Raw genomic sequence first — 18830 nt, 5'->3', positions numbered from 1 at the left:
AAATGAGTTACTTGAAAAAAAATGACGGCCTATGGATTTTACACAACGATAAAGATTATTGCATGGGTCTGACAGCAGAGATGGCGGAAACATTAGGAGAAGTGACCTTTATCTCATTACCGAAAATCGGCCAAGTCGTCAAAGCAGGCGAACCCTTGGTGGAGATCGAAGCAGAAAAGGCAGTCCAAGAATTCAAAAGTCCATTGAGCGGTGTTGTTTCTTCAGTCAGCGAAAAAGTTGCAGCTGATCCTGCGGCATTGAACGTGAAGGAAGAATTAGATGCATGGATCTTATCATTACGCGAGGTCGATGTAGACGAGTTTGAAAAGTTATAAAGAAATTTTCACTTGTTGTTTGACAGGATAAAATCAGCCTGATATAATCCTTTCATACACATGAGAAAGCGATGAAAAGAAAAGTACATCTGATTAAAGTACAAAGAGAGCTCCGGTACGCTGAAAAGGAGTTATGGCAATGAGATGGAAAATGGTCTTTGAGCGGGATAGACGAGATGGCAGAAAAGCATAGTCAAGTCTATCACGGGAGTGCCCGTTACAGCACCTCAGTATACGCAGCATTGCAAGTACTGGCAGAGGTTATGATCGCAAGGTCGTAACAAATTTTAGGTGGTAACACGGAAGTCAAAGCTTTCGTCCTAAGTGTACAGTTGTACATTTTATGGACGGAAGCTTTTTTTGTTTGAAAAAACTTCAGCTGTTACAGGTTTGTAAAAGAACCGATCAAGGAAGTTAGTCAGAAAGGGAGTAAGAAGCATGGCATTGATTGAGTTAAATCAAGTGGGGAAAAGTTTTGCCGGCAAAACGGGACCGATCCACGCAGTCAATGGAATCAACTTAGCAATCGAAGAAAAGGATGTCTATGGCATCGTCGGTTATTCAGGCGCAGGGAAGAGTACATTGGTTCGTTTATTAAATGGATTAGAGGCACCAACGAATGGACAGGTCCTTGTGAACGGAGAGGATGTTGCGAAGCTTCAAGGCGCGGCATTACGTACATTTCGTAAAAAAGTTGGAATGATCTTCCAACATTTCAATCTATTATGGTCACGGACAGTGATCGAAAATATTCAATTGCCATTGGAATTAGCAGGTGTGGCAAAAGAGCAGCGCCGCAAGAAGGCGGAAGAATTACTGCACTTAGTTGGTCTGGATGGCCGAGGGGATGCGTATCCTTCTCAATTATCCGGCGGACAAAAACAACGAGTCGGCATTGCACGGGCATTAGCGAATGATCCAGATATCCTGCTTTGTGATGAAGCGACCAGCGCGCTGGACCCGCAAACGACCGAGGAAGTTTTAGAGTTATTAGCAAATATCAATCAACAGCTTGGTTTGACGATCGTACTGATCACCCATGAGATGAATGTGATCCGCAAAATCTGCAACAAGGTCGCTGTGATGGAATTAGGAAAAATCGTGGAAGAAGGTTCTGTCCGCGAAGTCTTCCGCCATCCACAACAGGAAGTGACTAAGATTTTCGTTCAACAGGATCTCGAACCAAAAGCAGATCCTTCTGAATTATTGGAAGAGTTTGTTAAGGAGAATCCAACTGGAACATTGGCCACGTTGCATTTCTTGGAAAACAATGCCAATGAGCCAGTGGTCTCACAAGCGATTCGCAAATTCCCAGTCAACATCAGTATCGTATACGGCAATATTGAGCGGGCGACAGGCAGCTCGTTTGGAACTCTGACCGTTCAGTTGACCGGCGATCCGCGGGAAGTTGATCAGGCTATCAGCTTTATTGAAAGCCAACAAGTTGGAGTGGAGGTGCTGCACCGTGGATAAGAGTTTTTCAGAGACATACTTAAATTTTCAACAAGTAACTTGGGATACCTTGAAAGAGGCCATTAATGATACCTTGTTCATGACGATTATTTCAATGTTGATCGTATTTGTTTTAGGATTATTGCTGGGTCTGCTGCTCTATTCATTGGGACGCAAGCATTCCGCAGCCCGCAGCATTTTGTACGGATTAGTCTCCATTCTCAGCAACATCTTCCGATCAACACCATTTATGATCTTGATGGTTTTGATCATTCCGTTTACGAAAGCTTTAGTCGGAACGATGCTGGGAGCCAAAGCGGCGATTCCCGCCTTGGTATTATCAGCGGCACCGTTTTATGCGCGGCTGGTTGAAATCGCCTTTCGTGAAGTCGATTCAGGAGTATTGGAGGCAGCTGATTCAATGGGGGCCAGCTATTTCCAAACAATCTATAAAGTGTTGATTCCAGAAAGTTTGCCAGCATTGATTTCAGGTTTGACGGTTACCTCAGTTTCGATGATCGGTTTCACCGCAATGGCTGGTGCGATCGGAGCAGGTGGTCTTGGAGCCTTAGCTTGGCAAGAAGGCTATCAACGCGGCAATTACACCGTGACTTTAGTAGCCACAGTTATTATCTTGATCATTGTTTTCATCGTTCAAGGCGTCGGCGATTTCTTGACGAAACGTACAGACAAACGTTAGCAACAGAATATCTATTATTCTTAAAAATACATCCATTAAAATTATTTAGGGGGAACCATCAATGAAAAAGAAAATTTTAGGTTTTGCGGCAGTGGCATTATTAACAGTAGGATTGGCAGCTTGCGGAAGCAGCAGTTCAGGATCTTCTGACAGCAGCAGTAAAGAAAAAAGCGATACATTAGTGGTAGGCGCGTCACCAACACCTCATGCTGAGATCTTGGAGCACGTAAAACCATTGCTTGAAAAAGAAGGCGTGAAGCTGGAAATCAAAAAATTCGATGACTACGTATTGCCTAACAAAGCGTTAGCAGATAAAGATATCGATGCCAATTACTTCCAACACAAACCGTTCTTTGAAAAGGCAGTCAAAGAAAATGACTACAAATTTACCGATGCCGGTGCGATCCATATCGAACCAATGGGCTTATACTCTAAGAAAATCAAAGATGTTAAGGATTTAAAAGAAGGCGCGACAGTGATTACTTCAAGCTCTGAATCAGACTGGGGCCGTATCATCACAATCTTGCAAGACGCTGGCTTAGTTAAAGTCAAAGACGGTGTTGATTTAGAAACTGCGACATTTGATGACATTGCAGAAAATCCTAAGAAATTGAAATTCGAACATTCAATCGATCCAGCCTTGTTAGCAACGACTTATAACAATAACGAAGGCGATCTAGTAGCGATCAATGCCAACTTTGCTTATGGTGCTGGCTTGAATCCAGTCAAAGATGCTGTTCTGCTTGAAAAAGACACATCACCTTACGCGAACATCCTTGCCGTTCGTACAGCAGATAAAGACGATGCACGCATCAAGAAATTAGTTAAAGTATTACACGAAAAAGACGTTCAAGACTGGATCTTGAAAAAATGGGACGGTTCAGTAAAACCCGTTGATAAATAAATTTTAGCGTTTATCCTCAATACATTTGTATTGAGGATTTTTTTGTATGAAATCCTAAAAGGTTTACTAATTATGATCTGTATAGCTCATGATTAGTGAACTTTTTTAGTGATAAAAGAGTTTTAAACCGAAAATCAGTCAAAATATTGAACGGTTTGGATAGCGATGCTATAGTATCACCATAAACAGGAAAGCGCTATCCTAGTTGTGAAAGTAGGTTTTTAGAGTGAAGCTAATTGATTTAATGATGAACGATTTAGTTATATTTGATGAGTCAATACGTTCAAAAGAGGCACTGTTTGAAACACTTGGTCAATTACTTGAAGAAAAGCAACGGGTAACGAAAGCAAAGAAAGTAATCAAAGATTTATATCAAAGAGAAGCGGAGACTTCAACCGGAATAGAGGATGGTTTTGGAATCCCTCATGCACAAAGCAAAGCTGTTTTACAACCGACCATTTGTTTCGTACGCACAGGTAAAATTTCCGATTATGTCGGAATAGACGGTCAAATGATTGAATGGGTTTTTGCAATTTTAGTACCTAAAAAGACTTCAAATATCCATTTGGAAATATTGAGTAATTTGTCACGAAGATTAATGAATCAGACGTTTAGAAGTCAGTTGAAAGAAGCTGACAATGCGATAGAAGTATTGGAAATCATAAGCAAGGAGGAATCATCATGAAAATAATCGGAATCACCGCCTGTCCCACTGGGATCGCCCATACGTATATGTCTGCTGAAAAGCTGGAGGTAACGGCCAGAGATTTAGGTTATGAAGCCAAGTTCGAGACCCAAGGCGCAAGAACGGAAAATGTATTAACGGCTGAAGAAATCAAGTCGGCGGATGCGATCATTCTAGCTGTCGATAAGGATATTGATACCAGCCGCTTTGCTGGTCGGAAGATTAAACGTGTTTCGACTAGTAGAGCGATTAAAGAACCGGAGAAGGTAATTGAAGAAACTCTGGCAAATGTAGGTACAATTGAAATTTCAGCAGATAAGAAAAATGATTCACAGGAACGTAAAAGCGGCATCTACAATCATTTTATGAACGGCGTCAATTATATGCTGCCATTTGTTATCGCAGGCGGGATTATTATCGCTTTAAGTTTTGCCTTCGGAATAACAGCATCTGATCCCAAATCAGATGATTACAATGCGCTTGCGGGAGCTCTATCAACGATTGGCGGCGGAACTGCTTTTGCAATGATGGTACCAGCATTAGGTGCAGGGATTGCTAGTTCGATTGCCGGAAAAGCCGGTTTTGCTCCAGGAATCGTTGCCGGACTGTTGGCAGCGAATGGTGGTTCAGGTTTCTTAGGCGGGATGATCGGGGGACTGTTAGCAGGATATTTGACTGATATTTTAGCCAATAAAATCAATGTTAAGCAGCAACTTGCAGCAATTTATCAATTGATCGTCGTTCCATTGGTTTCCATTTTAATCATTGGGCTAGCGATGGTTTTCTTAATAGATAAGCCGATTGCTTGGGTATTGGATGCGCTGACTGGCTGGTTGAACGGCTTGGGGAATACTTCTGGGCTGATGTTTGGATTATTGATCGGTATTATGATGGCCGCTGATATGGGCGGACCGATAAACAAATCGATTTCGACTTTTTCAATCGGTTTAATGTCTGCGGGTGTCAATGCACCAATTGCTGCTTGTATGGCGGCAGGAATGACGCCGCCATTGGGCTTGGCCTTAGCAACGCTTCTATTTAAAAATAAATTTACTAAAGAAGAACGAACATCAGGACAATCTTGTTGGATCTTAGGGGCTTCCTACATTACTGAAGGGGCCATTCCGTTTGCAGTGGCAGACCCGATTCGAGTGATTCCTAGTTTGATGCTTGGCTCGGCTACCGCAGCGGGAATATCAATGGCAGCGGGCGTTACTTCCATGGCTCCTCATGGCGGTATCTGGGTGATGCTCATTCCAAATGTTATGAACAACTTGCCGATGTATCTCTTAGCGATCGTCGCAGGTACGTTAGTTACAGCAATAGCAGTTGGGTTGTTAAAAAAACCGATTACTGTTGAAGATAAAAAAATGATCAATGAGGTGGAAGCATAATGTTATATACAATGAAGGATTTATTGAAAGTCGCTAAAGAAAACAAATTTGCCGTACCAGCCTTCAACATTTGCAGTTACGATATGATGAAAGCCATTATGGAAGAAGTTGAAACACAAAACGCTCCGGTGATTTTAGAAATACATCCTGATGAGATCGCGTATTTAAATGACGAATTCGTGGCGGCGGCCAAGGAATATGCCCACAATAGCAAAGTTCCTGTCGTGATTCATATGGATCATGGCGGTTCGGTGAAAGATGTGATGCGAGCGATTCGTAATGGTTATACTTCTGTAATGATCGATGCTTCGACACAGAGTTATGAGGATAATATGAAGCTGACCAAAGAAGTCGTTACGTTAGCTCATGACGTGAATGTGTCCGTTGAAGCTGAGTTAGGCACAATCGGAAACAATGGTTCAGCCAATATCATTTACACCGATCCAAACCAAGCAGAAGAATTTGTGAAGGAAACAGGTATCGATACACTTGCTGTAGCGATTGGGACAGCTCATGGACTGTATCCTAAAGATATGACGCCAAAATTAAATATCGAATTACTGAAAGAATTGAATGAGCGGCTCGACATCCCATTTGTATTACATGGCGGTTCGGGAAATCCAGATTCTGAAGTGAGCGAAGCAGTTAAATACGGGGTTGCAAAGGTCAATTTGAGCTCCGACCTCAAGAGTGTGTTCTTTGATGCTCTACGTGATATTCTAAATAAAAATCCCGAAATGTATGAGCCGGGAGATGTTTTTCCAGAGGCTAACAACAAGGTAAAAGAGGTTGTCAGACATAAGTTGAGTGTGCTAAATACGATCGGAAAAGCTGAGTTATATTAATGAAAAAAGGCAGAACTTTCAAATTCTTTGGAAGGGCTGTCTTCTTTTCCTTTAGAAAAGTTATAATTAGATAAAATGCAGAGGAAAGTAGGGGAAGAGATGCTAAGTGCGATTGAAGATCGGCAACAGCAGATTGTCAATTATTTAAAGGTCAATCAGTTTGCGACTGTCGCGGATTTGATTGATCTGGTTAATTATAGTGAAGCCACAGTCAAAAGAGATTTGGTTTTGCTTGAGGAAAATGGACTGATTCGGAGAACGCGCGGCGGCGCAATGATCATTGATAATAAAAAGATTGATGTACCATACTTGATGAAAGTCACTCGTTTGAATGAAGAGGACAATAAACAATATATTGCTGACGTCGCCGAAACGTTAGTAAAGGACGATATGGTTATCTTTTTAGATTCCAGTACAACGAGTTTGCACCTGATCAAGAATTTAAGCAAATTTGATGGGTTACAAGTGATTACGAATGGCGTCCTCACAGCGGCGATGTTGAGTGAGTTTACTACAGCTCATGTCTCGATATTAGGCGGTTCGATCGTTCCAAAACGAGCAACGATCAATGGCTCAAAGGCCTATAACGATATCCTAACCTATAATGCGGATATTGCGTTTATCGGCTGTCGCGGATTGGACTTCAATCATGGTGTTACCGAGACACATGAAGGCGAAGCGTTGATCAAAAAAGCCTTTCGCAGACAAGCCAATCATTTAGTCGTATTGGCTACGGAAGATAAGCTGGATCATAAATACATGTATCAGGCCATTGCTTGTCACGAGATCGATTACCTGATCACCGAAAATCCTGTGTCAGCTGAAAAAATGGCTAAGTTAAATCATCATCATATCAAATGTTTGTATTGAAGCTATCTGCGACGTTGGAGGGGTCGTTCCTTTCAACGTTTTTTTTGTCTATTTGAAAAACAAATATCCTAAGAATAGTTTTATTGCTAAACTAGAAGAGTAGAAAATAGACTGAACGAACGTAATGTTTTCCCAAAAAACGTCATTATATAGGAAGGAAGTTTTTATATGAAAGTAAAAGGAAGCTGTTTATGCGGAGCGGTAAAAATTAATATTCCTCAGATAGCAGAAGAAATTACCGTCTGTCATTGCCATATGTGTCAAAAGTTTTTCGGCGGGCCATTTTTGTCATTAGCGGGTGTTTTACCAAAAGATTTCTCTTTGCGCGGAGAAGAACAAATTCAACGCTTCATGTCTTCTGAATGGGCGGAGCGTGGTTCATGCAAGACCTGCGGCAGCAGTTTGTTCTATCATAGCTTGGCGGATGATGAATATTATTTTCCTGCGGGCTTGTTTGATGAGATCGACCAAGCAAAATTAGTAGGAGAAATATTTTATGATCAGAAGCCGGCGTTCTTCCATTATCAGGAAGCGACGGAAAAATTAACGGAAGAAGCCTTTTTACAAAAACTTTTTAATGATTCAGAGTAAGGCGGTACGACCGAACAAATTTATAATTATTCTAAATAAAGGGTTGTTTCTTAGAAGAAATTCGGTGAATCGGTTTGTATTCCATTCTCATTTAGATTAAAATATGTGAGAACGAGAAAAAATATTTGGAGGTACTTTCATGTCAGTTTTAGAAGTTAAAGACTTACACGTTGCCATTGAAGATAAAGAAATCCTAAAGGGCGTCAATTTAGTAATGAAGACGGGAGAAATCCATGCCATCATGGGGCCAAACGGTACAGGTAAATCCACCTTGTCCGCAGCGATCATGGGCAACCCAAACTATGAAGTCACTAAAGGCGAAGTTCTTTTTGATGGTAAAAATATTTTAGACTTGGAAGTCGACGAACGTGCACGTCTAGGCTTGTTCCTAGCGATGCAATATCCAAGTGAAATTCCAGGGATCAGTAATGCAGAATTCATGCGCGCGGCAATCAACGCTCGTCGTGAAGAAGATGAAAAAATTTCTGTGATGCAATTCTTGAAAAAATTAGATAAGAAAATGGATCTATTGAACATGCCGGAAGAAATGGCTGAACGCTATTTGAATGAAGGCTTCTCAGGCGGGGAAAAGAAACGCAATGAAATCCTGCAATTATTAATGATCGAACCAACTTTCGCGATCTTAGATGAAATCGACTCAGGTTTAGATATCGACGCGTTGAAAGTCGTAGCAAAAGGGATCAATGAAATGCGCGGCGAAGGCTTCGGTGCCTTGATCATCACTCACTACCAACGTCTATTGAACTACATCGTTCCAGATGTGGTGCATATTATGATGGATGGTCGTGTAGTCTTGACTGGTGACGCAGAACTAGCGAAACGTTTAGAAGCTGAAGGCTACGCAGGGATTTCTGCTGAATTAGGTATCGATTACAAAGAAGAAGTTTAGGAGGGCAAGATAGATGAAAAAATGGACAGAATATCTTGAGGCCGTCAAAGCTTACTCAGCCGAATGGGCCGAACCTCAATGGATGACTGATTTGCGTATTAATGCGCTAAACAAGATCGACGAGCTGCCGTTACCAGTGATTGAAAAAGTAAAATTTGCTCGTTGGAATCTCTATAATGTAAAACCTGAACATCAAGAAGCAGTGGGAACGATTCCCAGCTTTGATCAAATGAAAGACAATCCGATGGTTGTGCAAGCTGGTGAAACAACGGTGTTCGAACAAATTTCACCAAAACTAGCTGACCAAGGCGTGATCTTCACAGACTTAGTCACAGCGATGCAAGAACATCCTGAACTAGTCAAAGAATATTACATGCAAAAAGCCGTACCAGTTGAAGAAAATTCATTGACGGCACTGCATGCGGCCTTCATGAACAACGGGGTCTTCTTATATGTACCAAAAAATGTCGTGATCGAAGAACCGCTTGAAAGTCTGTTCTTGCATAATGGCGATGACGATGCACATTTCTTCAAACACGTCTTGATCGTGGCGGAGGATAATAGTGAATTTTCATACTTGGAACGCTTTGAATCACACGGCGATGCGGCGAAGAAACTTTCTGGTAACGTGGTTGTCGAAGTGATCACCAAACCAGGTGCTCGCGTGAAATTCTCAGCGGTCGATTCATTAGGTGCGAACATCGCGACTTACATGAACCGCCGCGGCTACTTGATGCGTGACTCCATGATTGATTGGGCGATCGGTATCATGAACGACGGTAATGTGATCGCAGATTTTGATTCTGACTTAGTTGGCGAAGGCTCGCATTCAGAAGTGAAGATCGTGGCGATCAGCGATGGCAAACAAATTCAAGGAATCGATACCCGGGTAACCAATAAAGCCCCTCATACGATCGGACACATTTTGCAGCATGGTGTTATTCTTGAAAAATCAACCTTGACCTTCAACGGAATCGGGCATATCTTAAAAGGAGCGAAGGGGGCCGATGCACAACAAGAAAGTCGTGTATTGATGCTGTCTGAAAAATCGCGCGGAGATGCCAATCCGATTCTATTGATCGATGAAAACGAAGTAACTGCCGGACACGCGGCCAGTGTTGGCCGGGTCGATCCTGATGAACTCTTCTACTTGATGAGTCGCGGGTTAGAAAGAGCGGCTGCTGAACGTTTGGTTATCCGCGGATTCTTAGGGCCAGTGATTACGGCAATTCCAGTCAAAGCCACCCAAGAGCAATTGATCGCAACGATCGAAGGGAAGTTGAGTAAATAATGAGGGATTTTTCTACTATTAGAAAAGATTTTCCGATTCTTTTCCAAGAAGTAAATGATGAACCACTTGTTTATTTAGATAATGCGGCGACAACACAAAAACCGACGCAAGTCTTGGACGTGCTGCGCCATTACTATGAAAACGATAATGCCAACGTTCATCGCGGTGTGCATACGTTGGCTGAACGGGCGACCGAAGATTATGAAAATAGTCGCGAAAAAGTCCGTGTATTCATCAATGCCAAAGAAACGGCTGAAGTTCTGTTTACTCGCGGAACAACAACTGGGTTGAACTGGTTAGCCCGCAGCTATGGCGATGCTTTTATTAAGGAAGGCGACGAGATTGTGATTTCTTATATGGAGCATCATTCCAATATCATTCCGTGGCAGCAGCTTGCCGAGCGTAAAGGTGCAACACTGCGTTATTTGCCATTAACGGATGAAGGCTTCATTGATATGACTGCCGCAAAAGAGATCATCAACGAAAAAACAGCGATCGTCTCATTGGCGTATGTCTCTAATGTCCTTGGGGTTATCAATCCGATAAAAGAATTCGCGGAAATGGCTCATGCCAATGATGCGGTAATGATCGTGGATGGTGCACAAGCAGCACCGCATATGGTGGTCGATGTCCAAGCGTTGGATGCGGACTTCTTCGCCTTTAGCGGGCATAAGATGTGCGGACCAACAGGAATCGGTGTATTATATGGAAAACGTAAATGGCTAGAGCAGATGGAACCAGTCGAATTCGGCGGCGAGATGATCGATTTCGTGAATCTCTACGATAGTACATGGAAAGAATTGCCATGGAAATTCGAAGCTGGCACACCAAACATCGCAGGTGCGATTGCTTTGGGCGGCGCGATCGATTACTTGAACGAGATCGGCATGGAGAACATCCACCGTTACGAACAAGAATTAGTTGCTTACGTCTTACCGAAATTACATGAAATCGGCGGGATCACCACTTACGGACCACAAGATCCTGAACATCATACCGGCGTAATTGCCTTTAATCTGGATGCGATCCATCCGCATGATGTGGCGACCGCTTTAGATATGGAAGGTGTCGCTGTGCGAGCAGGACATCATTGTGCACAACCATTAATGAATTATTTGAATCTGCCAGCGACGGCGCGGGCCAGCTTCTATTTCTATAATACGAAAGAAGACGCGGACCGTTTGATCGAAGCAATTCAGGCGACGAAGGAGTTTTTCAAAGATGGCGCTATCTAAATTAGACAATTTATATCGGCAAGTGATCTTGGATCATTCCTCTCATCCGCATCATCGGGGCAAGTTGAGTGATTCCACGCAAACGATCGAGATGAACAATCCGACCTGTGGCGACGTGATCGAACTTGAATTGATCGTCAAAGACGACATAATCACAGATATCGCGTTTTCCGGCAGCGGCTGTTCGATCTCAACAGCGAGTGCATCCATGATGACGGACGCTGTCGTCGGCAAGCCAGTCTCTGAAGCAGAACATTTAGCAGTGATTTTTGCCCAAATGGTGCAAGGTAATGAGATCCCTGAAAAAGATGAAGAAGCCTTGGGAGACGCGGCGATGCTCAGCGGTGTCGCAAAATTCCCAGCTCGCATCAAATGCTCCACATTAGCATGGAAAGCATTAGGCAAAGCCTTGACCAACGAACAAGGCAAAGCACGCGAGGGACAGTATCATAAAGATTAAAAATGTCCGTTGCGAATTTTACTGATTGCATACGGCATGAACATCAAAATATTTTTCTGAAAAGAAAAATAAATACATTAGTATGATTAAGGATGTCAGTTCTACTTTCTGCTTTAGCAGATTTAGTAGAATGATATACGGCATGAGAATCAGACTCATTTTTCACTCTTGAAAAATGAATACATTAAGACGAATAAGGAGCGGGATTACATGAGTGTACCTGAAATGCAAGAGGAATATCAATTTGGCTTCCACGATGACATCGAACCCGTCTTTACGACTGGCGAAGGTCTATCGGAAGAAGTCATTCGCGAAATCTCCCGCGCAAAAGGAGAACCAGAATGGATGTTGGATTTCCGTTTGAAGTCCCTAGAAACATTCAGAAAATTAGACATGCCCGGTTACGGACCAGATTTGGCCGAACTGGATTACGATAAAATCAACTACTTCATCCGTTCAAGCGACAAACCAGCCCGCGATTGGGAGGATGTACCAGAAGAAATCAAAACGACTTTTGAACGCTTAGGAATTCCCGAAGCAGAACGGGCTTACTTAGCCGGTGCTTCTGCCCAATACGAATCAGAAGTGGTGTACCACAACATGAAAGACGAGTTTACCAAACTAGGAATCGTCTTTACTGATACCGACTCAGCGTTGAAAGAATATCCTGAATTATTTAAAGAATACTTTGGAACATTGGTGCCACCATCAGATAACAAATTGGCAGCACTGAATTCAGCTGCTTGGTCAGGCGGAACCTTCATCTATGTACCAAAAGGTGTACAAACGGAAATTCCGATCCAGTCTTACTTCCGAATCAACTCAGCGAATACGGGACAATTCGAACGTACGTTGATCATCGTAGACGAAGGCGCAAGTATCAACTATGTAGAAGGCTGTACAGCTCCAACGTATTCTTCTGATAGTTTGCATGCCGCAGTCGTAGAAGTTTTCGTTAAAAAAGACGGCTATTGCCGTTACACCACGATTCAAAACTGGTCAAACAACGTTTACAGTTTGGAAACGAAACGTGGGCAAGCCCAAGAAAACGCGACAATGGAATGGGTCGACGGAAACTTAGGTTCAAAAGTAACCATGAAATACCCAAGTGTTTACATGGAAGGCAAAGGCGCACGCGGTACAATGCTATCGATCGCTGTAGCCGGCAAAAACATCGTGCTAGATAACGGTGCCCGTATGATTCATAACGCACCAAACACATCCAGCTCGATCGTTTCAAAATCCATCGCTAAAGATGGCGGCGCGGTAGACTACCGCGGTACTGTACGCTTCGGACGGAACAGTGCCGGATCATTCAGCCACATCGAGTGCGACACGATCATCATGGATGATCAATCAAGTTCAGATACGATCCCGTACAACGAAATTTTGAATGGGAATGTTTCTTTAGAGCACGAAGCGAAAGTTTCAAAAATCTCTGAAGAACAACTCTACTATCTAATGAGTCGCGGTATCTCCGAACAAGAAGCGACTGAGATGATCGTTATGGGATTTGTGGAACCATTTACGAAGGAATTACCAATGGAATACGCTGTGGAATTGAACCGTCTGATTCAGTATGAGATGGAAGGCAGTGTTGGATAAACCTGTTATAGGAGCTAGAACCCTTGATATATAAGGATTCTAGCTTTTTTATTTTGCCTTGATAGTAGAAATGACCAGCTTTTGACCAGCTTTTTTACTGATGAGCCATCATATCAGCAAACTCTTGACCAGTTTTCTTAGGTGCGTTGTTTGTAATGTGTGCATAGATGTCTAATGTTACTTTACTATTTTCATGCCCTAATCGTTGTTGAACTACCTTAACAGATTCTCCAGCTTCTAATAACAAACTAGCATGGGTATGTCTGAACCCATGAGGCGTAATACGAGGTAAGTTATACTTTTTCAAAATATATCTTAACCAATCATTCACAGTATTTGGAATGTATAGAGTGTTTTTAAGTGTTGTAAAAACATATTGCTCTTCTGAGCTCGTATTATAGCCTAGTTTAAGATATTCAGCTCTTTGTTGCATCTTCCAGTCGTTTAAGATTGCTAAAGTCCCTTTATCAAGAGAAATCGTTCTTCTTGAGGCTTTGGTTTTAGGCGTTTGGATTATGATATTCTTATGTTCATCAATCGCAACTGTTTTGTTAACATACAGTTCTTTATTAAACATATCAATATCTTTCCACTGTAATGCAAGAACTTCGCTTTTTCTCATCCCAGTATATGCTAGTAATCTGAAGAAAGCATATTGCTTAGTGTTTCCAAAGTCCTTGAATGCATTTAGCAAGGTATTCAATTCATCCTTAGTATAGAACTTTCGTTTTTCCTCATACTCTTTATGCTTAGGACGCATTGTTTTTCTCATAGGGTTACTATCAATATATTCCATAGAAACGCCATAGGCTAAAATCTGTCCAGTCTGTTTTCGAATAGAATCCCACATCTTATATTTTGCATGCCATTTGCTTAAGACTTTCTGGCAGTATGGGACAGAAATATCCGTTAACTTCAACTTACCAAACTCAGGTAGTATTTGATTTTTAGCAAACCTAACAGATATAGCTACTGTCGAAGGTTTAACACTTGATCGTTGATGGGTTATCCATTCTTCATACAAGTCCTCGAAAGTCATATCAGAAGCTTTCTTCTTGACCCCGTACTTTATCTCGTATGCTAGTTCATCAAGTGATTTTTTTGCATCTTGCCTAGTTTTAAAGCCTCTACGTGTGGTATTTACTTTTTCTCCAGTTCGTGGATCAGTGGCTACATGTCCTTTGAACATCCATGCTACTTGACCGTTATTCTTCTTGTACTTTGATATTTTTGCCATTTTCTTTCCTCCTAGATATCGGTCAATAGATATAGTCTATTGGGAGCAATAGTAGGAGTAAATCTAAGATTTTGTTTCTGTTTATTTTAAGATGTTACGCTTAGTATCGCTCCATCTTATACACCTCCATTATTCTGATTTGTAATTGCTTCTAAATATTGATTAAGACCTAGTATCTGTCCATCGGTCAATTTTTGATTATTAAAGAAAATGTTCTTTTGTTTATTAATTCCCTTAGATATGATATCTGATAAATTAGTTGAGTCTATATAAGGAACGTTTTCTCCTTCATAAATCTTCTTTTTAACATCAACATTATCTAAAAATTCTCCTAATTTAAAATTAAGATTTTCGTAATCGAAAGATTTACTAACATCTCTAAAGGCAAATGCTTCAGGTGTACCTATGTTGGATAATTCTTCTGAAGATAATAGGTCGTGCGTTCCATCTTTACTTGGTTGGCAATATAGTTCTGTAAGACGTTGGTATTCACATAGATCAATTAAATTTCGGAGACTGATACCCAAAGCATCTGAAATCTTTATCAAAGTCTTGAATGATGGAGTTCGTGTGTTGTTTTCAAGACCTCCGATATATGACTGTCCGACTCCTAAGTCTTTAGCCATCATCGCTTGAGTATATTTTTTTCCTTCAATAGATTTCATCTGTCTAATACGCTTAAGAGCAAATCCAACCTTCAAGTTACTATTTTCTTCCATAGCCATCACCTCTTTCTAAAAATATAATATCACTTATTTGTGATTTTGTAAATACCTAAATAAATATTTATTTAAAAAAATCACAATTGAGTGTTGTTTTTTTGTGAGTATATGCTATACTACGTATATCAATTAAGAGAGGCGGTGATAACTATGATCAAACGATAGAAGGGAGGACATTCCATGAATAGTATAGAAGAAATTACTCTGGATAGTCTGCTTGAGAGAACAATCCAAGAAGTTTTAAATAGAGAGCTTATAGAATTAAAAAGTCTGTTAGCTACTTTATCTAATCCTAACAATCATTTCTCAGGTTATTTAACTATGAAAGATGCTTGTGACTATCTGTCAGTATCTAGAAATACTCTAGCTAAATACATCAACGAGTATGATTTACCTATAACAATAATAGAAGGCACTAAGCGTATAAAAAAATCAGATTTAGATGAATTTATGCTTAGTAGGCAATGTTGACTATGTCTTACAAGTATCTTTATTTATTACTAGTAAGATAAATTAAAACAAAACTATTAAAAATTATAGGAGGATAAGTATGGAAACTAAATATAGAAAGCAGATAGAGGATAAAGTAGTAAAGCAAATGGATAGACTGTTAATTAGTTATAGAAAGGAATATCTTTTCCAAGTGAGAGAAGGAGAAGATGTTGTATTTCGGACAACTACTGATAAAAAGGTTCAGTTAAACGAATGGAGAGTTAGAAAACATTTAAATGGAGAATACACATTAGGAATAAAATTAGGTTCTGGTGGCTTGACTAAATTTATGTGTTTTGATGTCGATATTATAGATGAGGGAGATAGAAGGTGGACAACTATAGAATTGATAGACACACTCCATTCTTATTATGGCATTCCTATGAAAGACATTCATGTTTGGTATTCAGGATTAAAGGGATATCATGTTGATCTTTATTTTGATGGATTTATTCGAGAACAAGAACTTGAAAACTTCTATTATGAAGTCCTTTCCCAGATGGGAGAAACAATTCATCGCATTGAAAGAAGACCCACTACTGGACTTGGAGTCAAATTACCTTTGGGTATTCATTTGAAAACAGAAGAATTTTGTTACTATGTTGACAATCGGACGTTAGAACCATTGCCTATTGATTATTTTTTGTCTATAGAACCCCAGTCTTTGAATGAGTTCAAAGAAAATGTCTTGAAAGATTGTTCAGCTATGACTAAACATCGGTTAACAACTGAGAAGAAAAAGAACGTAAATCGTAAAAATATCAGTGCTAAGGAGCAAAATAACCAAAGTGTTTATACTTACGTAAAAAAAATTCTTGAAGATGGATGCTTGTCAGAACCAAGTAGTAGAAATTATTTTACGTTTCACGCATCTCGCATCTTAAAGTATCAGGGAAATGACATAGAGGCTACATACCAAATGGTCTTCAATGTAATCCAAAATACGTTTGAAAACTCTGAGACAAGAAAATTCTTAGATCAGAGATGGAACTTGCGAGAATTGAAAGATGAAACACAGCGTGTAATTGAGACAGTTTATGATGGTGATTATTCGTTTAGCATGAAGTCTAGTGACGTTACTTTCTATAGACAAGAGTTAGATATTATCTTATCTATTCAAAGAAAAAATCTAAGATATCTTCTCTTTAGTTTACTGTGTCATTCTAAAAAATATAGTGGCAGTGATGGAGTATTTTATTGTACTCACGCAACTTTAGCTGACATGGGCAATGATAGTAATACTGGAAGAAGTGCTAAGAACATCAGATCACTAGAGAAAATGGGCTTTGTTAAAGTGATATCTTCCAGAGTATTTAAGGGAGGAAATTGGCTTCCTAATTACTATAAGATGACTTTAGGAGAACTGGATATTGTTGAGGGTAAGGGGATTGCATACAATTCTGATGAGCCTCTTAATCTAGTGAAGGTAATGAATGATCTATATAGTAAAGAAGAGTTAACTAAAATTGAAACTACTGGTGATAGGTTTATTTACCAGTTTAATATAGAGAACAAAAAACACCCTTCCTAATCGGAGGGGTGTTTCTATTTGAACTCATTACGTTCCATTTCTTGCCTCTTTAATAACATCATATATTCTAAGGTTTTAACCTTATCTTCGGATGATAAGGAGCGATACAAAGCGTTGAAATCGTCATCTGCTATCTCTGTTTGCCTGTCAATAAAATGGCTTAGGGGGACTCCTAGAGCCTCTGAGAGTGCTTGTAAATTTTCAGTTCTAGGTTCAGTAACTTCGTTTTCCCAACGAGCAATAGCTTGCTGAGAGGCATGGATTTTCTGAGCAAGTTGTTTTTGAGTCCAACCTAGTTTTTTTCTGCTTTCTCGTATGGTTTTAGCATATTGTTTCATTTGGTCTATCCCTCCGATACTTATACTATACAACGAACTGTTGTTTATTCCTGTTAAAAATGGTGTTTAATCACATAAAATTGTTGAAATACTACAAAATGATGTATATAATGTTTGTGAGGAGGAGGAAGATTATGAAAGAGAAAAGAAGACTTAGTTTGTACAGAGAAGCAAAAGGGTATTCTCAAATTGAAATAGCTGAGAAAATGTCTGTCACTCAGCAGTCAATTAGTTCATGGGAAACTGGTAGGACAGTACCTAAACCTCACCAAATGAAGCTATTATCGCAAGTGTTAGAAGTTGATATGGATGAGCTCTTTTATGATATTTTTAATGTAAATAGGGAGGAAAAAACAAATGTATTGTAGAAATTGTGGAAGTCAAATGGAGGAATCAGCAAAGTTTTGCCCATCTTGTGGCGCATCTCAGGAAAATAAGGAGTTATACACAGAACAAATAAGCCCTAAGATAGAAAAATCGCTCAGTGAAGTTAAAACCCAGATTAGTAAGGGAAAGCAAAGTGGAAATCTTTATAAGATTGCTGGGTGGGTTTCAGTTGCCATCTCACTCCTATTTATTCCTGTGTTATTTGGTGCTATTGGAGTTATTATGGGATATTTGTATAGAGAGTATGATGAAAAGCATGGGACTATTTTAATGATTGCAGGAGTAGCAGGTGGTATTCTCGGAACACTTCTGGGCTTATCATCTGGATACTGAGGAGGTCAAGAGATGACAAAAATATTAGGTGGAATAGGTCTTATTTTTTTCGCAATTGCAATAAGAAAGCTTCTCAAAACGCATCATCATCCCAAAGATAGAAGAATAATACTGATAGTGGGGGGCTTGCTATTATTGAGTTGTTTTTCAATGCTATTTAGTTCGGATGGTCTATCAGAAAAAGAATACGTAAAAGAAGTTGTGAACATAGTCGTTGATAGTGATGTGAAAATCAAGCAGACAGATGTCTATTCTGATGAAGATATGCAGGATACAGCAGACTATTTAGGTAAACAAATGAAAAAATTGAAGGACATCAAACCTCCAAGTGCTTTACCTAAAGAGATTAAGGATACTCATGAAACTCTTTATGAGGGCGTAGATAAAATAAGAACAGGGATATTGGAGCAGGATATCGAAAAAATTCAAGCAGGGCAAACGATTGTTTCTATGACAACTGTGCTTTACAATGATTATATAGATAAAAATCCAGATAAGTTTAATAAGGAGTAA

22 protein-coding genes and 1 other annotated feature are annotated in these 18830 nt (G+C 40.1%); of the genes, 19 read left to right on the top strand and 3 right to left on the bottom strand.

The annotated features are described in order from the left end of the window. The first annotated feature begins 2 nt into the window (after positions 1-2). From PGP85_RS06075 to sufB, 14 genes are all read left to right on the top strand, one after another. A complete protein-coding gene (locus tag PGP85_RS06075; protein WP_010740576.1) occupies positions 3-335 on the top strand; it encodes a glycine cleavage system protein H in 333 nt (110 codons plus the stop codon). Positions 336-397: 62 nt separating this feature from the next. Then, positions 398-661, top strand: a binding site (T-box leader). Between the two features lie 112 nt (positions 662-773). Beyond that, positions 774-1808: a methionine ABC transporter ATP-binding protein gene (locus PGP85_RS06070; RefSeq protein WP_010740575.1), complete on the top strand. Its 1035-nt coding sequence runs from the start codon at positions 774-776 to the stop codon at positions 1806-1808. Further along, on the top strand, positions 1801-2487 hold the full coding sequence (locus PGP85_RS06065; protein ID WP_010740574.1) for a methionine ABC transporter permease: 687 nt from the start codon (positions 1801-1803) through the stop codon (positions 2485-2487). The genes PGP85_RS06070 and PGP85_RS06065 overlap by 8 nt, the downstream gene beginning before the upstream one ends. 61 nt (positions 2488-2548) lie before the next feature. Continuing rightward, positions 2549-3391 carry a MetQ/NlpA family ABC transporter substrate-binding protein gene (locus PGP85_RS06060; RefSeq protein WP_270326558.1) on the top strand — a complete coding sequence of 281 codons (843 nt, stop codon included), beginning with the start codon at positions 2549-2551 and terminating at the stop codon, positions 3389-3391. Between the two features lie 226 nt (positions 3392-3617). Then, positions 3618-4076, top strand: coding sequence for a PTS sugar transporter subunit IIA (locus PGP85_RS06055; protein WP_010740572.1), 459 nt, complete (start codon positions 3618-3620; stop codon positions 4074-4076). Continuing rightward, complete coding sequence (locus PGP85_RS06050) at positions 4073-5470, top strand: PTS fructose transporter subunit IIC (RefSeq protein WP_270326555.1); 1398 nt, start codon at positions 4073-4075, stop codon at positions 5468-5470. Before PGP85_RS06055 ends, PGP85_RS06050 begins: the two co-directional genes overlap by 4 nt. Beyond that, positions 5470-6315, top strand: coding sequence for a ketose-bisphosphate aldolase (locus PGP85_RS06045; protein ID WP_270326554.1), 846 nt, complete (start codon positions 5470-5472; stop codon positions 6313-6315). The genes PGP85_RS06050 and PGP85_RS06045 overlap by 1 nt, the downstream gene beginning before the upstream one ends. A gap of 99 nt (positions 6316-6414) precedes the next feature. After that, positions 6415-7185, top strand: coding sequence for a DeoR/GlpR family DNA-binding transcription regulator (locus PGP85_RS06040; protein ID WP_010740569.1), 771 nt, complete (start codon positions 6415-6417; stop codon positions 7183-7185). Between the two features lie 168 nt (positions 7186-7353). Next, positions 7354-7776 (top strand): GFA family protein, encoded by a 423-nt coding sequence (locus PGP85_RS06035; RefSeq protein WP_010740568.1) that lies wholly within the window; start codon positions 7354-7356, stop codon positions 7774-7776. A gap of 139 nt (positions 7777-7915) precedes the next feature. Then, positions 7916-8686: a Fe-S cluster assembly ATPase SufC gene (sufC, locus tag PGP85_RS06030; protein WP_010740567.1), complete on the top strand. Its 771-nt coding sequence runs from the start codon at positions 7916-7918 to the stop codon at positions 8684-8686. A 13-nt stretch (positions 8687-8699) separates the two neighbouring features. Further along, positions 8700-9977, top strand: a complete 1278-nt coding sequence (sufD, locus tag PGP85_RS06025) for a Fe-S cluster assembly protein SufD (protein ID WP_270326552.1) — start codon at positions 8700-8702, stop codon at positions 9975-9977. Next, positions 9977-11212, top strand: coding sequence for a cysteine desulfurase (locus PGP85_RS06020; protein WP_270326550.1), 1236 nt, complete (start codon positions 9977-9979; stop codon positions 11210-11212). Before sufD ends, PGP85_RS06020 begins: the two co-directional genes overlap by 1 nt. Then, complete coding sequence (gene sufU / locus PGP85_RS06015) at positions 11199-11672, top strand: Fe-S cluster assembly sulfur transfer protein SufU (protein ID WP_010740564.1); 474 nt, start codon at positions 11199-11201, stop codon at positions 11670-11672. Before PGP85_RS06020 ends, sufU begins: the two co-directional genes overlap by 14 nt. Positions 11673-11882: 210 nt before the next feature. Further along, a complete protein-coding gene (gene sufB / locus PGP85_RS06010; protein WP_010740563.1) occupies positions 11883-13277 on the top strand; it encodes a Fe-S cluster assembly protein SufB in 1395 nt (464 codons plus the stop codon). 94 nt (positions 13278-13371) lie between these two features. Here sufB and PGP85_RS06005 read toward each other — a convergent pair whose 3' ends face one another. Next, complete coding sequence (locus tag PGP85_RS06005) at positions 13372-14514, bottom strand: site-specific integrase (protein ID WP_270326549.1); 1143 nt, start codon at positions 14512-14514, stop codon at positions 13372-13374. A gap of 116 nt (positions 14515-14630) precedes the next feature. Beyond that, positions 14631-15233, bottom strand: coding sequence for a helix-turn-helix domain-containing protein (locus PGP85_RS06000; protein ID WP_270326548.1), 603 nt, complete (start codon positions 15231-15233; stop codon positions 14631-14633). Positions 15234-15416: 183 nt separating this feature from the next. On the opposite strand from PGP85_RS06000, the gene PGP85_RS05995 reads away from it, so the two are divergent. After that, positions 15417-15707: a helix-turn-helix domain-containing protein gene (locus PGP85_RS05995; protein ID WP_172702565.1), complete on the top strand. Its 291-nt coding sequence runs from the start codon at positions 15417-15419 to the stop codon at positions 15705-15707. A 79-nt stretch (positions 15708-15786) separates the two neighbouring features. Further along, entirely contained in the window at positions 15787-17259 is a 1473-nt protein-coding gene (locus tag PGP85_RS05990; protein ID WP_270326544.1) for a TOTE conflict system archaeo-eukaryotic primase domain-containing protein, read from the top strand. A 14-nt stretch (positions 17260-17273) separates the two neighbouring features. On the opposite strand, the gene PGP85_RS05985 is transcribed toward PGP85_RS05990, so the two are convergent. Continuing rightward, positions 17274-17597 carry a helix-turn-helix domain-containing protein gene (locus PGP85_RS05985; protein ID WP_270326543.1) on the bottom strand — a complete coding sequence of 108 codons (324 nt, stop codon included), beginning with the start codon at positions 17595-17597 and terminating at the stop codon, positions 17274-17276. 134 nt (positions 17598-17731) lie between these two features. On the opposite strand from PGP85_RS05985, the gene PGP85_RS05980 reads away from it, so the two are divergent. The 3 genes from PGP85_RS05980 to PGP85_RS05970 are packed head-to-tail and all read left to right on the top strand — an operon-like array spanning position 17732 to position 18830. Beyond that, positions 17732-17965 carry a helix-turn-helix transcriptional regulator gene (locus PGP85_RS05980; protein ID WP_101698822.1) on the top strand — a complete coding sequence of 78 codons (234 nt, stop codon included), beginning with the start codon at positions 17732-17734 and terminating at the stop codon, positions 17963-17965. Next, entirely contained in the window at positions 17955-18317 is a 363-nt protein-coding gene (locus PGP85_RS05975; RefSeq protein ID WP_270326542.1) for a zinc-ribbon domain-containing protein, read from the top strand. Before PGP85_RS05980 ends, PGP85_RS05975 begins: the two co-directional genes overlap by 11 nt. A gap of 12 nt (positions 18318-18329) precedes the next feature. Next, on the top strand, positions 18330-18830 hold the full coding sequence (locus PGP85_RS05970; protein ID WP_270326541.1) for a hypothetical protein: 501 nt from the start codon (positions 18330-18332) through the stop codon (positions 18828-18830).

This window comes from Enterococcus malodoratus, from assembly GCF_027659535.1.
Taxonomy (GTDB): Bacteria; Bacillota; Bacilli; order Lactobacillales; family Enterococcaceae; genus Enterococcus_A; species Enterococcus_A malodoratus.
The sequence above is the reverse complement of the archived record's forward strand: the minus strand, read 5'-3'. Positions and strand labels throughout refer to the sequence as shown.

What these genes read in the sequence shown, in the direction of transcription:
- PGP85_RS06045 (WP_270326554.1), top strand. Translation starts at nt 5,470, where the DNA reads ATGTTATATACAATGAAGGATTTATTGAAAGTCGCTAAAGAAAACAAA.
- sufB (WP_010740563.1), top strand. Translation starts at nt 11,883, where the DNA reads ATGAGTGTACCTGAAATGCAAGAGGAATATCAATTTGGCTTCCACGAT.
- PGP85_RS05990 (WP_270326544.1), top strand. Translation starts at nt 15,787, where the DNA reads ATGGAAACTAAATATAGAAAGCAGATAGAGGATAAAGTAGTAAAGCAA.
- PGP85_RS06035 (WP_010740568.1), top strand. Translation starts at nt 7,354, where the DNA reads ATGAAAGTAAAAGGAAGCTGTTTATGCGGAGCGGTAAAAATTAATATT.
- PGP85_RS06060 (WP_270326558.1), top strand. Translation starts at nt 2,549, where the DNA reads ATGAAAAAGAAAATTTTAGGTTTTGCGGCAGTGGCATTATTAACAGTA.
- PGP85_RS05970 (WP_270326541.1), top strand. Translation starts at nt 18,330, where the DNA reads ATGACAAAAATATTAGGTGGAATAGGTCTTATTTTTTTCGCAATTGCA.
- PGP85_RS06075 (WP_010740576.1), top strand. Translation starts at nt 3, where the DNA reads ATGAGTTACTTGAAAAAAAATGACGGCCTATGGATTTTACACAACGAT.
- PGP85_RS06050 (WP_270326555.1), top strand. Translation starts at nt 4,073, where the DNA reads ATGAAAATAATCGGAATCACCGCCTGTCCCACTGGGATCGCCCATACG.
- PGP85_RS06070 (WP_010740575.1), top strand. Translation starts at nt 774, where the DNA reads ATGGCATTGATTGAGTTAAATCAAGTGGGGAAAAGTTTTGCCGGCAAA.
- PGP85_RS06005 (WP_270326549.1), bottom strand. Translation starts at nt 14,514, where the DNA reads ATGGCAAAAATATCAAAGTACAAGAAGAATAACGGTCAAGTAGCATGG.
- sufU (WP_010740564.1), top strand. Translation starts at nt 11,199, where the DNA reads ATGGCGCTATCTAAATTAGACAATTTATATCGGCAAGTGATCTTGGAT.
- PGP85_RS05995 (WP_172702565.1), top strand. Translation starts at nt 15,417, where the DNA reads ATGAATAGTATAGAAGAAATTACTCTGGATAGTCTGCTTGAGAGAACA.
- PGP85_RS06020 (WP_270326550.1), top strand. Translation starts at nt 9,977, where the DNA reads ATGAGGGATTTTTCTACTATTAGAAAAGATTTTCCGATTCTTTTCCAA.
- PGP85_RS05985 (WP_270326543.1), bottom strand. Translation starts at nt 17,597, where the DNA reads ATGAAACAATATGCTAAAACCATACGAGAAAGCAGAAAAAAACTAGGT.
- sufC (WP_010740567.1), top strand. Translation starts at nt 7,916, where the DNA reads ATGTCAGTTTTAGAAGTTAAAGACTTACACGTTGCCATTGAAGATAAA.
- PGP85_RS05980 (WP_101698822.1), top strand. Translation starts at nt 17,732, where the DNA reads ATGAAAGAGAAAAGAAGACTTAGTTTGTACAGAGAAGCAAAAGGGTAT.
- PGP85_RS06040 (WP_010740569.1), top strand. Translation starts at nt 6,415, where the DNA reads ATGCTAAGTGCGATTGAAGATCGGCAACAGCAGATTGTCAATTATTTA.
- sufD (WP_270326552.1), top strand. Translation starts at nt 8,700, where the DNA reads ATGAAAAAATGGACAGAATATCTTGAGGCCGTCAAAGCTTACTCAGCC.
- PGP85_RS05975 (WP_270326542.1), top strand. Translation starts at nt 17,955, where the DNA reads ATGTATTGTAGAAATTGTGGAAGTCAAATGGAGGAATCAGCAAAGTTT.
- PGP85_RS06000 (WP_270326548.1), bottom strand. Translation starts at nt 15,233, where the DNA reads ATGGAAGAAAATAGTAACTTGAAGGTTGGATTTGCTCTTAAGCGTATT.